The 13,458-nt window shown below is 62.2% G+C and carries 11 protein-coding genes; 9 read left to right on the top strand and 2 right to left on the bottom strand.

Features of this window, described 5'->3' with window-relative positions:
* The first annotated feature begins 16 nt into the window (after window positions 1-16).
* From purH to AC0IPL_RS00265, 8 genes are all read left to right on the top strand, one after another.
* The gene (gene purH, locus AC0IPL_RS00300; RefSeq protein WP_474271083.1) at window positions 17-1,606 is read left to right on the top strand and encodes a bifunctional phosphoribosylaminoimidazolecarboxamide formyltransferase/IMP cyclohydrolase; all 1,590 of its coding nucleotides are present in this window, start codon (window positions 17-19) and stop codon (window positions 1,604-1,606) included.
* 17 nt (window positions 1,607-1,623) lie between these two features.
* The gene (gene lspA, locus AC0IPL_RS00295) at window positions 1,624-2,106 is read left to right on the top strand and encodes a signal peptidase II (RefSeq protein WP_474271081.1); all 483 of its coding nucleotides are present in this window, start codon (window positions 1,624-1,626) and stop codon (window positions 2,104-2,106) included.
* Window positions 2,107-2,160: 54 nt separating this feature from the next.
* Window positions 2,161-2,682 carry a DUF3035 domain-containing protein gene (locus AC0IPL_RS00290; RefSeq protein ID WP_474271079.1) on the top strand — a complete coding sequence of 174 codons (522 nt, stop codon included), beginning with the start codon at window positions 2,161-2,163 and terminating at the stop codon, window positions 2,680-2,682.
* A 169-nt stretch (window positions 2,683-2,851) separates the two neighbouring features.
* On the top strand, window positions 2,852-4,195 hold the full coding sequence (locus AC0IPL_RS00285; protein ID WP_474271078.1) for a M16 family metallopeptidase: 1,344 nt from the start codon (window positions 2,852-2,854) through the stop codon (window positions 4,193-4,195).
* Complete coding sequence (locus AC0IPL_RS00280) at window positions 4,192-5,511, top strand: M16 family metallopeptidase (protein ID WP_474271075.1); 1,320 nt, start codon at window positions 4,192-4,194, stop codon at window positions 5,509-5,511. Before AC0IPL_RS00285 ends, AC0IPL_RS00280 begins: the two co-directional genes overlap by 4 nt.
* Window positions 5,512-5,743: 232 nt before the next feature.
* Window positions 5,744-7,888 (top strand): polyribonucleotide nucleotidyltransferase, encoded by a 2,145-nt coding sequence (gene pnp, locus AC0IPL_RS00275; RefSeq protein WP_474271073.1) that lies wholly within the window; start codon window positions 5,744-5,746, stop codon window positions 7,886-7,888.
* Window positions 7,889-7,980: 92 nt separating this feature from the next.
* Window positions 7,981-8,847, top strand: coding sequence for a glycosyltransferase family 2 protein (locus AC0IPL_RS00270; RefSeq protein WP_474271071.1), 867 nt, complete (start codon window positions 7,981-7,983; stop codon window positions 8,845-8,847).
* Window positions 8,848-8,915: 68 nt separating this feature from the next.
* Entirely contained in the window at window positions 8,916-10,073 is a 1,158-nt protein-coding gene (locus tag AC0IPL_RS00265) for a rhamnan synthesis F family protein (protein WP_474271068.1), read from the top strand.
* Window positions 10,074-10,168: 95 nt separating this feature from the next.
* On the opposite strand, the gene AC0IPL_RS00260 is transcribed toward AC0IPL_RS00265, so the two are convergent.
* Window positions 10,169-10,819 (bottom strand): peroxiredoxin, encoded by a 651-nt coding sequence (locus AC0IPL_RS00260; RefSeq protein WP_474271066.1) that lies wholly within the window; start codon window positions 10,817-10,819, stop codon window positions 10,169-10,171.
* A 311-nt stretch (window positions 10,820-11,130) separates the two neighbouring features.
* Here AC0IPL_RS00260 and AC0IPL_RS00255 point away from each other — a divergent pair, with 311 nt between their 5' ends.
* Entirely contained in the window at window positions 11,131-12,570 is a 1,440-nt protein-coding gene (locus tag AC0IPL_RS00255) for an aldehyde dehydrogenase family protein (protein ID WP_474271064.1), read from the top strand.
* Between the two features lie 121 nt (window positions 12,571-12,691).
* On the opposite strand, the gene AC0IPL_RS00250 is transcribed toward AC0IPL_RS00255, so the two are convergent.
* Complete coding sequence (locus tag AC0IPL_RS00250; RefSeq protein WP_474271061.1) at window positions 12,692-13,345, bottom strand: RluA family pseudouridine synthase; 654 nt, start codon at window positions 13,343-13,345, stop codon at window positions 12,692-12,694.
* Window positions 13,346-13,458: the final 113 nt, after the last annotated feature.

Genomic DNA, 13,458 nt, shown 5'->3' with positions numbered 1-13,458 from the left:
AAAGGACCGCCCTGCCATGACCGACCTTCACCCCGTACGCCGTGCGCTGCTTTCCGTATCCGACAAGACCGGCCTGATCGAGCTGGGCAAGGCGCTGGATGCGCGCGGTGTCGAGCTGCTGTCCACCGGCGGTTCCGCCAAGGCGCTGCGCGAGGCAGGGCTGGCCGTGAAAGATGTGGCCGAGGTCACCGGCTTTCCGGAGATGATGGACGGTCGTGTAAAAACCCTGCACCCGATGGTGCATGGCGGCCTGCTGGCGCTGCGCGACAACGACACCCATGTCGCCGCCATGGACGAACACGGCATCGGTGCCATCGACCTGCTGGTAGTGAATCTCTATCCGTTTGAAGCAGCGCTGGCCCGCGGTGCCGACTACGATGAGATGATCGAGAACATCGACATCGGCGGCCCGGCGATGATCCGCGCTGCCTCCAAGAACCATTTGTTCGTCAATGTGGTGACGGACGTGCAGGACTATGAGGCGCTGCTGGCCGAACTGGATGCCAACGACGGGCAGACCTCTTATGCGTTCCGCCAGCGTCTGGCCCAGAATGCCTATGCCCGCACGGCCGCTTATGATGCGGCTGTGTCCAACTGGATGGCCTCTGCGCTGGAGGAAAAGACCCCACGCCGCCGCGCCTTTGCCGGTGAGCTGAAGCAGACCCTGCGCTATGGTGAAAACAGCCACCAGCAAGCCGCCTTCTACACCGACGGCACAAACCGCCCCGGCGTCGCCACCGCGCAGCAGTTGCAGGGCAAGGAACTGTCCTACAACAACATCAACGACACCGATGCCGCCTATGAGCTGGTGGCGGAGTTCGACCCGGCTGACAGCGCCGCGGTGGCGATCATCAAACACGCCAATCCCTGTGGCGTCGCCAAGGGCGCAACCCTGGCCGAGGCCTATCAGAAGGCGTTCGACTGCGACCGCACCTCGGCTTTTGGCGGAATCGTGGCGCTGAACCAGCCGCTGGATGCCGAAACCGCCAAGAAAATCACCGAGATCTTCACCGAAGTGGTGATCGCCCCCGGCGCGTCCGAGGAAGCCAAGGAAATCTTCTCCGCCAAGAAGAACCTGCGCCTGTTGCTGACTGATGGCCTGCCCGATCCGCGCCAGCCCATCACCGCCTACAAGCAGGTCGCGGGCGGTCTGCTGGTGCAGGACAAGGACGTGGGCTACGTCGGCATGGAAGACCTGAAGGTGGTGACCGAAAAGGCCCCGACCGACGAACAGATGCAGGATCTTCTGTTTGCCTGGAAGGTTGCCAAGCACGTGAAATCAAATGCCATCGTCTATGTGAAGGGCAGCGCCACCGTCGGTGTCGGCGCAGGCCAGATGAGCCGTCTGGACAGCGCCAATGTGGCTGCTGCCAAGGCCGGCCGCATGGCGGCGGAGCTGGGGCTGGAAGAAAGCCTTGCCAAAGGCTGCGCGGTTGCGTCGGACGCCTTCTTCCCCTTTGCGGATGGTCTGCTGGAGGCGGCCGCCGCGGGTGGCGCCTGCGTGATCCAGCCGGGTGGATCGATGCGCGACGACGAGGTCATCAAGGCCGCGAATGATGCGGGCCTTGCCATGGTCTTTACCGGCATGCGCCACTTCCGCCACTGAGCAGGGCATCAGAAGACATGGCAGCACGTTGGATGATCTGGGGCGCGATCCTGTCCCTGCTGGCCGATCAGGTCAGCAAATACCTGGTGGTTCACTGGATGGGGCTGGACCAGCGCCTGCGGATCGACGTGCTGCCGCCACTACTGAACTTTCGCTATGGCGAAAATACCGGCATCAACTTTGGCCTGTTCGGCGGCGGCACCGATGCGGCGCGCTGGATCCTGATCGCACTGTCGCTGGTAATCTGCCTCGCGCTGGTGATCTGGATCTGTCGCGGCGGGCACCGGCATTGGATGATGCCGCTCTCCGCCGGGCTGGTGATCGGCGGTGCGTTGGGCAACGTGGTGGACCGGCTGCTCTATGGCTATGTGCTGGATTTCCTGAACATGTCCTGCTGCGGCATTCGCAATCCGTTTGTGTTCAACGTCGCAGACATCTTCATCTTTGCGGGCGCCGCCGGGCTGATCCTGTTCGAGGGTCGCACGAAAAACCCTGCGTAGACCTTGGATTGCAAATGCGTTAAAAGCGCCGGGAAACAGGCAGGAGTTTGGGGCATGCGGATCCCGTTTGGTGTGATCGTTCTGGCAGGTATCGTGGCGCTGGCTGGCTGCTCCAAGGGCGGTCTGCGGGAGCTGCAAAAGCCTGGCACCGGACCGGATGAATTCCTGGTGCTGCCCTCCAAACCACTGAGCCAGCCGGAAAGCTATGCGGCGCTGCCGCCGCCGACACCGGGTGGTGCGAACATCACTGACCCCAACCCGAATGCCGATGCGGTCGCCGCGCTGGGCGGCGCGCCCGCGCTGCTGGTGGCGGGCGAAGGCGTGCCGGAACGAGATCTGGCGCTGGTCAGCAGTTCGGGCCGCTATGGTGTGCAGCCGGACATTCGCCAGTCGCTGGCCGCCGAAGACGCCGCCTTCCGTAAGCGCGAGAACCGCACGGCGCGCTTCAAACTGTTTAACGTCGACCGCTACAGCGACGCCTACAAGCGGCAGACCCTGGATCCGCATGTCGTCAACCAGCAGTTCCGCCGCGCCGGGGTGGCCACACCCTCGGCACCGCCTGCGGACGGCTCCTGATCCTCACTTTTCCGCCAGCCGGTCTTGCAAGACGCCAGCAGCAGCGTAATTTGACGGCGGCCATCAGGCTGGCGACGCCAGATCGTGTGTCGCCAGCCTGATGCGACATGAGCAGGAATAATCGCACCGCGCCGGGCAAGCGCTGGGTGCAGAAACTGGAGGAAGCCGGATGATCCAAAGGATCACTTGGGCCGCGGTGGCATTGGTCGCCGCCCTTTCCGCGCCCTTGCAGGCCGCGGACGAGGCCGTGACGGCGTTTACGCTGGAGAATGGCATGGATGTCGTGGTGATCGAGGATCACCGCGCCCCTGTCGTGCAGCAGATGGTCTGGTACCGCGCCGGATCTGCTGATGAGCCGCCGGGCCAGTCCGGCGTTGCGCATTTTCTGGAGCATCTCCTGTTCAAAGGCACCGACAAGTTGGCCCCGGGGGAGCTGTCAGCGACAGTGCGGGCCAACGGTGGTCAGGACAACGCCTTTACCAGTTATGATTACACCGCCTATTACCAGCGTGTTGCGGCCGACCGGCTGGAGCTGATGATGCAGATGGAGAGCGACCGCATGACCAATCTGCGCCTGCGGCCCGAGGACATCGCAACGGAGCGGCAGGTCATTCTGGAAGAGCGCAGCCAACGCACAGACAATGATCCCGTGGCGCTGTTTCGCGAACAGTTGCAGGCTGTGCAGTATCTCAACCATCGCTATGGTCAGCCGGTGATCGGCTGGCGACATGAGATGGAGAGCCTTGATATGGAGGACGCGCTGTCCTTCTACCGGACCTACTACGCGCCCAACAATGCCATTCTGGTGGTCTCCGGCGACGTCGAGCCTGAGCAGGTCCGGCAGCTGGCGGAAAAATACTATGGGGTGATCCCAGCCAATCCTGATCTGCCCGAGCGTTTCCGCAGCCAGGAACCGCCGCAGACTGCCGCACGGCGGCTGAGCTTCACCGATCCGCGCGTTGCGCAACCCTATGTGCAGCGTTCCTATCTGGCACCGGAACGCGACAGCGGTGCGCAGGAAAAGGCGGCGGCGCTGTACTTGCTGGCTGAATTGCTGGGGGGCGGCAACACCTCCTACCTCGCGGATGCGCTGCAATTCGACCAGCAGGTGGCGGTCTACACTGGCGCGTTCTATTCCGGCAGTTCGCTGGACGACACGACTTTCACCTTCCTGATCGTACCCGCCGATGGGGTCTCCATGCAGGAGGCAGAGGCGGCGCTGGACGCCAGCATCGCCCGTTTCCTGAGCGAAGGCGTGGACCCGGAACAGCTCGACCGGATCAAATTGCAGCTGCGCGCGGCGGAAATCTACGATCGGGATAATGTGAACGGCACGGCCAACCGGTACGGGCGGGCGCTGAGCATCGGGTTGACAGTTCAGGACGTTCAGGACTGGCCAAAGATCCTGCAATCTATCACCGCGGATGAAATCCTCGCCGCCGCCCATGAGGTGCTGCGCCCTGAAACATCGGTTACCGGCTGGATGTCCCGCGACGTGGAGGTCACCCAATGAAGGTGTTCAAACATATCGCCGTGACGCTGATTGCTCTGCTGGTGGCGGTGCCTGCCTTGGCTGGCGTGAAGATCGAGGAAGTGACATCACCAGGCGGTATCACCGCCTGGCTGGTGGAGGATCACGCGATTCCCTTCACTGCGCTCGAAGTGCGCTTTCGTGGCGGTACTTCGCTGGATGCGCCGGGCAAGCGCGGGGCGGTCTATCTGATGACGGGGCTGCTTGAGGAAGGATCAGGCGATCTGCGCGCCCAGGACTATGCCCGCGCTGTCGAGTCCTTAGCCGCCAGTTTCAGTTACGATGCGGACAAGGATTCGGTCTCCATTTCCGCCCGTTTCCTGAGCGAGAATCGCGACGCTGCGGTGGATTTGCTGCGTCAGACGCTATTTGAACCGCGCTTTGACCAAGATGCGTTGGACCGGGTGCGGGCCCAGGTTCTGGCCGGGCTGCGGGCTGACGCGAAGAGTCCGAACAAGATTGCCAACCGGGCCTTTGCGCGCATGGCCTTTGGCGATCATCCTTATGGCAGCAATGGTAAGGGCACCGCAGAAACGGTCTCGGCGCTCAGCCGGCAGGATATTTTCGATGCCCACGAGGCTGTGTTTGCGCGAGACCGGGTTTACGTCAGCGCCGTCGGTGACATCACGGCTGAGGAACTGGGGCAGTTGCTGGATGAGCTGCTGGGCGCGTTGCCAGAAAGCGGCGCGCCGATTCCCGGCCCGGCCGAGGTTCAAATCGACGGCGGCGTTACCGTGGTGGATTTTGATACGCCGCAGTCGGTGGCCCTTTTTGCCCAGAAGGGAATCGAACGGCACGACCCCGACTTCTTTACCGCCTACGTCATGAACCAGATCCTAGGCGGCGGCTCGTTTGAAACACGGTTGATGACAGAGGTGCGGGAAAAGCGCGGATTGACCTATGGGGTTTACTCTTACCTCGTGCCAAGTGACCTGGCGGCCATCTATATGGGGTCGGTCGCCTCCGCCAACGGCAAGATGGCCGAAGCGGTCCAGGTGATCCGCGACGAGTGGCGCCGCATGGCAGAGGCGGGCGTGACAGAGGAGGAGCTGCGCGACGCGCAGACCTATCTGACCGGCGCCTACCCACTGCGGTTTGACGGAAACGGTCGCATTGCCTCTATCTTGACGGGTATGCAGATGGACGACTTGCCGATCAGCTATGTCGAAACCCGCAATGACCGCATCAATGCGGTCACGCTGGAACAGCTGAACGCCTTCGCCGCGCGTTTCATGGACCCTGAGGGGCTGCATTTCACCATCGTTGGCCGACCAGAGGGGTTGGAAACCACCAACTGAACGCTGCGGGGCACTGTGCCCCGCAAGCGTCGGCAGGGCGCTGCTGATGGTGGCAGCCCCCTGCGCGAACCCTTTCAATTTTCCCCAAAGTCATGTATGGGCGAACCTATCTGAGACGATGTGCCCAGGCCCCGGCACGCGAAAGCAAGATAGATGGGGCCGGCGGCAATGGGGCCGCCACGCAAACGGGAGACCCGGAGGGCCGGGAGTGCTCCCATACAGGATACGCTAGATGTTTAACGTTTCGAAAAAATCGATGCAGTGGGGCGAAGAGACGCTCACACTGGAAACCGGCAAGGTCGCCCGCCAGGCGGATGGCTCCGTTATCGCCACTCTGGGTGAAACCAGCGTCATGGCCAACGTGACCTTTGCCCGTCAGCAGAAGCCCGGCCAGGACTTCTTCCCGCTGACCGTCCACTACCAGGAAAAATACTATGCTGCGGGCAAAGTGCCAGGCGGCTTCTTCAAGCGCGAAGCGCGCCCGACCGAAAAAGAAACCCTGACCGCGCGTCTGATCGACCGTCCGATCCGCCCGCTGTTTGTTCCCGGCTTCAAAAACGAAGTTCTGGTGATGTGCACCGTGCTGAGCCACGACCTGGTCAATGACCCGGACATCGTTGCCATGATCGCCGCCTCCGCCGCTCTGACCCTGTCCGGTGCGCCGTTCATGGGCCCGATCGCCGGCGCGCGCGTTGGCTTCGAGGATGGCGAATACGTCCTCAACCCGACCGTTGACGACATGCAGGATCTGCGCCTGAACCCCGAGCAGCGCCTGGACCTGATCGTTGCCGGCACCAAAGACGCCGTGATGATGGTGGAATCGGAAGCGTACGAGCTGTCCGAGGCCGAGATGCTGGGTGCGGTGAAATTCGCCCACGAGCAGATCCAGCCGGTGATCGACCTGATCATTTCGCTGGCCGAAGAAGCCGCAAACGAGCCCTTCGACTTTACCCCGCCGGATTATGCCGACCTGTATGAGGCGGTCAAAGCGGCAGGTGAGTCCGAGATGCGCGCTGCCTTTGCGATCACCGACAAGCAGGAGCGCACTGCCGCTGTTGCCGCTGCGCGTGAAACCATCAAAAGCAAGCTGACCGAAGAGCAGCTGGAGGACGGCAACCTCGGTTCCGCTCTGAAAAAGCTCGAAGCAGGCATCCTGCGTGGCGATGTTGTGAAAACCGGCAAGCGTATCGACGGCCGCAAGACCGACGAGATCCGCGACATCGTGTCGGAAACCGGTCTGCTGCCGCGGACCCACGGCTCGGCGCTGTTCACCCGCGGCGAAACCCAGGCGCTGGCGGTGACCACGCTGGGCACCGGCGACGACGAGCAGTTCATCGACGCGCTGCACGGCAACTTCAAATCCAACTTCCTGCTGCACTACAACTTCCCGCCCTACTCGGTTGGCGAAGTTGGCCGTGTCGGCTCTCCGGGTCGCCGTGAAATCGGCCATGGCAAGCTGGCCTGGCGCGCGCTGCAGGCGGTTCTGCCGGCACCGACCGACTTCCCCTACACCATCCGTGTGGTGTCCGAGATCACCGAATCCAACGGCTCTTCCTCGATGGCTTCCGTCTGCGGCGGCTCGCTGTCGATGATGGACGCAGGTGTGCCGCTGAAGGCACCGGTGGCCGGTGTGGCCATGGGTCTGATCCTGGAAGACGACGGCTCCTATGCGATCCTGTCCGACATCCTGGGCGACGAAGACCACCTCGGCGACATGGATTTCAAGGTGGCGGGTACCGAAAACGGTATCACCTCGCTGCAGATGGACATCAAGGTTGCCGGCATCACCCCGGAAATCATGGAAAAAGCCCTGGCTCAGGCCAAGGACGGCCGGATGCACATCCTGAGCGAGATGTCCAAGGCACTGTCCGAGACCAACGATTTCTCGGTCCATGCCCCGCGCATCGAAACCATGCAGATCCCGACCGACAAGATCCGTGAAGTGATCGGGTCCGGCGGCAAGGTCATCCGCGAGATCGTGGAAACCTCGGGTGCCAAGGTCGACATCAACGATGACGGCATCATCAAGATCGCGAGCCCGAATGGCGACGCGATCCAGAAGGCTTATGACATGATCCATTCGATCGTGGCAGAGCCGGAAGAGGGCGCGATCTACACTGGTAAGGTTGTGAAGATCGTCGACTTCGGTGCCTTCGTGAACTTCTTTGGCAAGCGCGACGGCCTGGTGCACGTGTCCCAGATCGAAAACCGCCGCCTGAACCACCCTTCGGATGTTCTGAAGGAAGGCCAGGAAGTGAAGGTGAAGCTCTTGGGCTTTGACGATCGCGGCAAGGTGCGCCTGTCGATGAAGATCGTCGATCAGGAAACCGGCGAGGAAATCCAGCCGGAGAAAAAAGAGAAGGCAGAGCAGGACTAAGCCCCGCCTGACCTCTACAAGACCGGCCCGAGGCGCGAAATACCGCGCGCCTCGGGCTCTTCATTTCCTGCCGGACGCGCGTGGGCCTGCTGATGACTCCCCGTATCTCCATCGTTACCGTTACCTATAATTCCTCTGCCATCGTCGAGAACCTGCTGCGCTCCATCGCGCCGGGTGTGCCGGTGGTGCTGGTGGACAATGCCTCTGGCGATGCGGCCAGGACAAAAGCCTTGGCAGAGAGTCACGGCGCCACATTCATCGCCAACTCAAAGAACATCGGGTTCGGCCCGGCCTGCAATCTGGGCGCCGCCGTCGCCGAGACCGAATTTCTGTTCTTCGTGAACCCTGATGCGGAGCTGTTCGACGACACGCTGGAGCAGTTGCTGGCGGCGGCGGACGCCCATCCCGAAGCCTCTGCCTTCAACACCCGGATCGTCAAAGGTGACGGCTCTCTGTTCTTCAAGCGTCGCAGCAAGTTGATATCCAACTCACTCTGGCTGGGGCGCGACGCAGCTGAACGCGATGGCGAAGTGCCGGTTCTGAACGGCGGTGCGTTGCTGGTGCGCCGGGCCGCGTTCGAGCGGGTCGGCGGCTTTGACCCTGCGATATTTCTGTTCCACGAGGATGACGACCTCAGTCTGCGGCTGAAGGACGTCTGCGGACCGCTGCGTTATGTTTTTGGCGCCAGGGTCAAGCATCTGCTGGGCCATGCCACCGAACGGTCGGCGCGCACAGCGGCGCTCAAGGCCTGGTACATGGGCCAGTCGCGGGTCTATGGCGCCCGCAAGCACGGGCTGCCGCTGGCCTATCCGCGGGCGCTGGCAGAGGCGGCGCTGCAACTGCTGTCTCCGCTCACACTGCTGTCGGCCCGAAAGCGCGCCAAGAACTGGTACTACTTTCGCGCCATCCTGGGCAGTGCGACGGCGCGGACAGCTGACAGGCCACCGCCCTGGCAATAACTTTGCCCCTTCCTGCCCAAATCGGTCGCCGTCCACGCGGCCGCCATTACAGAAGATAAGGTCACCTGATGTCGCTGCCGCCGCTTTGGAAAATTACCCGCGAACTGAAGCGCCCGTTTCAACAGATCCCGGCCCTGCCGCGGCTATTGGGAACGCTGCTTTTTGGTGCCAAGTACTATGACATGTTCCTCGCACGGCGGATCAAGATTACCCCGGGCGCACTGCCGCGTGGAGACCGGGTCGCGATCTATCTGATCTACCCGCAGGACGGGCTGCTGCCCAGCCACAGGCTGGCGCTGGATTACCTGCGGGAGAACGGCTACGCGCCGCTGGTGGTGTCCAACCTGCCCCTGTCGGACCAGGACATGGCCGAGTTGCAAGGCAGCTGCTGGCGGGTGATGGAACGGCCCAACGTCGGCTATGACTTCGGAGGCTACCGAGACGGTTTCCTGTCACTGGAGGGAGACCGTGAGCACCTGAAACGGTTGGTGCTTCTGAATGATTCCAGCTGGTTCCCCTTGCCGGGAGCGGGCAACTGGCTGCGTGAGGCGGAAGCGCTGGAGGTGGATTATGCCGCTGCTGCAACCAGCATGGGTATCCCGAGGGTCAAGCCGGATCAATTCGAGGACATCGCATGGGAGTTTGATCCCACGTTGCGAAATTTCCACTATGGATCCTATGCGCTGTCGCTTGGGCCTCGCGTGTTGCAGGATGCTGGTTTCCGCCGGTATTGGCAGCGCTATGCGCTGACCAAGGAAAAGAACAGGGTCGTGCGCCGCGGGGAGATCGGGATGACCCGCTTTGTTCTGAAAAATGGGTTTAGCCACGGTGCGGTCTATGACATCCGCAGCCTGCCGGATGTTTTAGACGCTTGCTCTGATGCCCAGATCAATTACTACGTCCGGTCGATGACTTTTCTCGATGACAAGTATTGCAGTCAAGTCATCGATAATATTGTGCCCAGCCTAGACGCGACCCGGTCATCGGAAGATCGCAAACGGGCCACCCGATTGATACTAACTGTTACAGCCCGGATCAGTGCCAGCTACGTGCTGCCGCAGCTGCTGTATGAACAGCACGGATTTGCTTTTCTCAAGAAGTCCCTCGCTTCTGTGAACAAGGAGAACTCGGACAGGGTTGAGGCGTTCGCCCGGCAGCTGGACGGACAAGCCGGACAGATCATCCGCGACGAGATTGCCATGATCCGGCGGCGCAAGGGGTACTGACGGCTCAAGAGACAGACGCGGCGCCGCCGCCTCTTTGCTGCGTCCTGCCCGCAGGCAATGCCGGGAAACCGGCACCGCCTGCGGGTCAGCTGTGCTTACGCCGGTGCTTTGGTCTTGCGCAGGTAGGGGAAGACGGTTTCGAATTCGCCAAACTTGACCTTGGCGTCATCATCAGACACCGCAGGCGGGATGATGACGTCTTCGCCCGGCACCCAGTTGGCGGGGGTGGCAACGCCCTTGGCGCTCATCTGCAACCCGTCCAGCGCGCGCAGGATTTCGGCGAAGTTCCGGCCCACGGTCATCGGGTAGGTCATCGACAGCTTCAGCTGCTTGTCCGGGCCGATGATGAAGACCGAGCGCACGGTGGCGCTGTCGGCGGGGGTGCGACCATCGGGGAGATAGGCCTCGGCGGGCAGCATGTCATAGAGCTTGGAGACCTCGAGCCCGCCATCGGCGATGATTGGGAAGCCAGCCGTGGCATTGCCGTAGCTTTCAATGTCTTTTTTCCAACCTTTGTGCTCCTCGACCCCGTCAACGGAGACGCCGATCACCTTGGTGTTACGTTTTTCCCATTCTTCGGACAGCTGCGCCACGGCGGAAAACTCCGTGGTGCAGACCGGGGTGAAATCCTTGGGGTGAGAAAACAGAATCGCCCAGCTGTCGCCGATCCAGTCATGGAACGAGATGCTGCCCTGATCTGTTTCAGCGGTGAAATCGGGAACCACGTCGTTAATGCGCAAAGCCATGGCATTGTCCTCCTAAGTCAGGTTGTCGTGTCAGGTTGTCTGCCGCGCGGTGGCGGTTGAGTCGCCTCATTGCTACCTAGGTGCTCTGCGTCCACGTTACAGCCCTTGCACCACGATGCCACGTGAAAACTCCAATTTCCGTGGCTTGGCAAGGATTTGCAGATTGGTGCCCGCGCCGCCTCACAGACGGCCTCAGGATTTGATCAAATTTAGACAGCAATGCCCCTTGCCCCGCTTCCGGCCCGGTGACACAGTGGCGCAAAACCGGCCATGCAGTTGGGAAAGCACGTCTGAAATGGGAGATACCCGCGATGATCGAGAAACGCGAATTTTACATTAACGGCCAGTGGGTCGCCCCCAAGGTTGCCAACGACTTTGAGGTCATCAACCCCTCCACTGAGGAGCCCTGTGCGGTGATTTCGCTGGGTGGTGAGGCCGACACTGATGCGGCGGTCGCTGCAGCCAAGGCGGCGCTGCCGGGCTGGATGGCCACGCCCGTAGAGGACCGCATCGCGCTGGTGGAAAAACTGGTCGACGTCTACGAGGCCCGTGCCGAGGATCTGGCCCAGGCGATGTCGATGGAAATGGGCGCACCGATCAACCTGTCGCGCACCTCTCAGGTCGGCGCTGGTCCCTGGCATCTGCGCGGCTTCATCGAGGCGGCAAAGGCGTTCAAGTTCGACGCACCGCTGAATGAGCAGTCGCCGAACGACCGCATCATCCACGAGGCGGTTGGCGTCTGCGCCCTGATCACGCCTTGGAACTGGCCGATGAACCAGGTCACTCTCAAGGTCGGCGCGGCGGCGATTGCCGGGTGCACCATGGTGCTGAAACCGTCGGAGCAAAGCCCGCTGAACGCGATGATCTTTGCCGAGCTGATGGACGAGGCAGGCTTCCCGCCCGGCGTGTTCAACCTGGTGAACGGCGACGGTGTCGGCGTCGGCTCGCAGCTGACCGGCCACAAGGACGTCGACATGGTGTCCTTCACCGGTTCCACCCGCGCAGGCATTGCGATCAGCCAGAACGCGGCACTGACGCTGAAGAAGGTGCATCTGGAGCTGGGCGGCAAGGGCGCCAACGTGCTGTTTGAGGATGCCGATGAAAAGGCCGTGAAGCGCGGCGTGCTGCACATGATGCAGAACACCGGCCAGAGCTGCAACGCCCCAAGCCGGATGCTGGTGCAGAAGGGCATCTATGACCGCGTGGTGGCCGAAGCCGCTGAGGTTGCCACCAAGGTCGAGGTCGGCCCGGCTGACAAGGAAGGCCGCCACATCGGCCCGGTGGTGAATGAGCTGCAGTGGAACAAGATTCAGGATCTGATCCAAAAGGGCATCGACGAAGGGGCCCGGCTGGTGGCCGGCGGAACGGGCCGTCCCGACGGTTTGAACAAGGGCTATTATGTCAAACCCACGGTCTTTGCCGATGTGAACAATCAGATGACCATCGCGCGCGAGGAAATCTTTGGTCCGGTTCTGGCGATTCTGCCGTTTGAGACCGAAGAGGAAGCGGTCGAGATCGCCAATGATACACCCTACGGCCTGACCAACTATGTGCAGACGCAGGATGGCGCGCGCGCCAACCGCATGGCCCGCGCGCTGCGCTCCGGCATGGTCGAAATGAACGGCAAATCACGCTCGGCCGGGTCTCCGTTTGGCGGCATGAAACAGTCCGGCAAGGGCCGCGAGGGCGGCAAATGGGGGATTGAGGATTTCCTGGAAGTGAAAGCCGTTGGCGGCTGGGCGTCGGAATAACCCCCGCACGGACATACCCTGAAACATGCAAGCCGCCCCCAGGGGCGGCTTTCTCGTTTTGCGCATCAGGCCATGCCCATACCCGTGCGCGCCGCCGCCGCCGGTCGCCACGACAGACCCGTTAGAAGGGCGCCTTGACCCGAAACTTCAGCGACTCGCCGCTGTCGGGGTGCTTGATGCGCAGCTCTTCGGAATGCAGCATCAGCCGCGGATGCGCCAGCGCGTCGCCCGTGGCATAGAGGGGATCGCCGAGGATCGCGTGGCCCAGCGACAGCATATGCACCCGCAGCTGATGCGAGCGCCCGGTCTTGGGCGTCAGCCGCACCCGTGTGGCATCGGTCTCGTATTTCATCACGCGCCAGTCGGTCACCGCGGGTTTGCCAGTGTCATGGCAGACCATCTGCCGTGGTCGGTTCGGCCAATCCACGATCAGCGGCAGATCAACGGTGCCGGCGCGGGGCTCCAGCCGTCCGGCAACCCGCGCCACATAGGCCTTCTTGGCAGAGCGTTTCTCGAACTGCATCGACAGGTGGCGCTGCGCATGAGGCGACAGGGCAAAGACCATCACCCCCGATGTGTCGCGGTCCAGCCGGTGGACCAACAGTGCCTCGGGAAACACGGTCTGCACACGGGCGATCAGGCAATCGGCCAGATGCGCGCCGCGACCCGGCACCGACAGGAGCCCGGCAGGTTTGTTCACCGCCACGATTTCGGCGTCGTGATGCAGGATCTCCAGCGGCTCCTGCGGCGGGGTGTATTCGCTTGATACGGCCATGCTCGCTTGCCTAGCGCCCGCAGCCTCTGGGGGCAAGCGCGGGCAGGTGTGTGGCATGTAGACCGGTGGCATTCCCCACCCGCCGGTGATTTGCTAAATTGACACCGTCCCGG

It is taken from the genome of Leisingera sp. SA32, assembly GCF_056033425.1.
This window is presented reverse-complemented; position numbering and strand designations above follow the sequence as displayed.

Coding starts and splice junctions, on each gene's coding strand:
- purH (WP_474271083.1), top strand. CDS start 17: ATGACCGACCTTCACCCCGTACGCCGTGCGCTGCTTTCCGTATCCGAC.
- lspA (WP_474271081.1), top strand. CDS start 1,624: ATGGCAGCACGTTGGATGATCTGGGGCGCGATCCTGTCCCTGCTGGCC.
- AC0IPL_RS00290 (WP_474271079.1), top strand. CDS start 2,161: ATGCGGATCCCGTTTGGTGTGATCGTTCTGGCAGGTATCGTGGCGCTG.
- AC0IPL_RS00285 (WP_474271078.1), top strand. CDS start 2,852: ATGATCCAAAGGATCACTTGGGCCGCGGTGGCATTGGTCGCCGCCCTT.
- AC0IPL_RS00280 (WP_474271075.1), top strand. CDS start 4,192: ATGAAGGTGTTCAAACATATCGCCGTGACGCTGATTGCTCTGCTGGTG.
- pnp (WP_474271073.1), top strand. CDS start 5,744: ATGTTTAACGTTTCGAAAAAATCGATGCAGTGGGGCGAAGAGACGCTC.
- AC0IPL_RS00270 (WP_474271071.1), top strand. CDS start 7,981: ATGACTCCCCGTATCTCCATCGTTACCGTTACCTATAATTCCTCTGCC.
- AC0IPL_RS00265 (WP_474271068.1), top strand. CDS start 8,916: ATGTCGCTGCCGCCGCTTTGGAAAATTACCCGCGAACTGAAGCGCCCG.
- AC0IPL_RS00260 (WP_474271066.1), bottom strand. CDS start 10,819: ATGGCTTTGCGCATTAACGACGTGGTTCCCGATTTCACCGCTGAAACA.
- AC0IPL_RS00255 (WP_474271064.1), top strand. CDS start 11,131: ATGATCGAGAAACGCGAATTTTACATTAACGGCCAGTGGGTCGCCCCC.
- AC0IPL_RS00250 (WP_474271061.1), bottom strand. CDS start 13,345: ATGGCCGTATCAAGCGAATACACCCCGCCGCAGGAGCCGCTGGAGATC.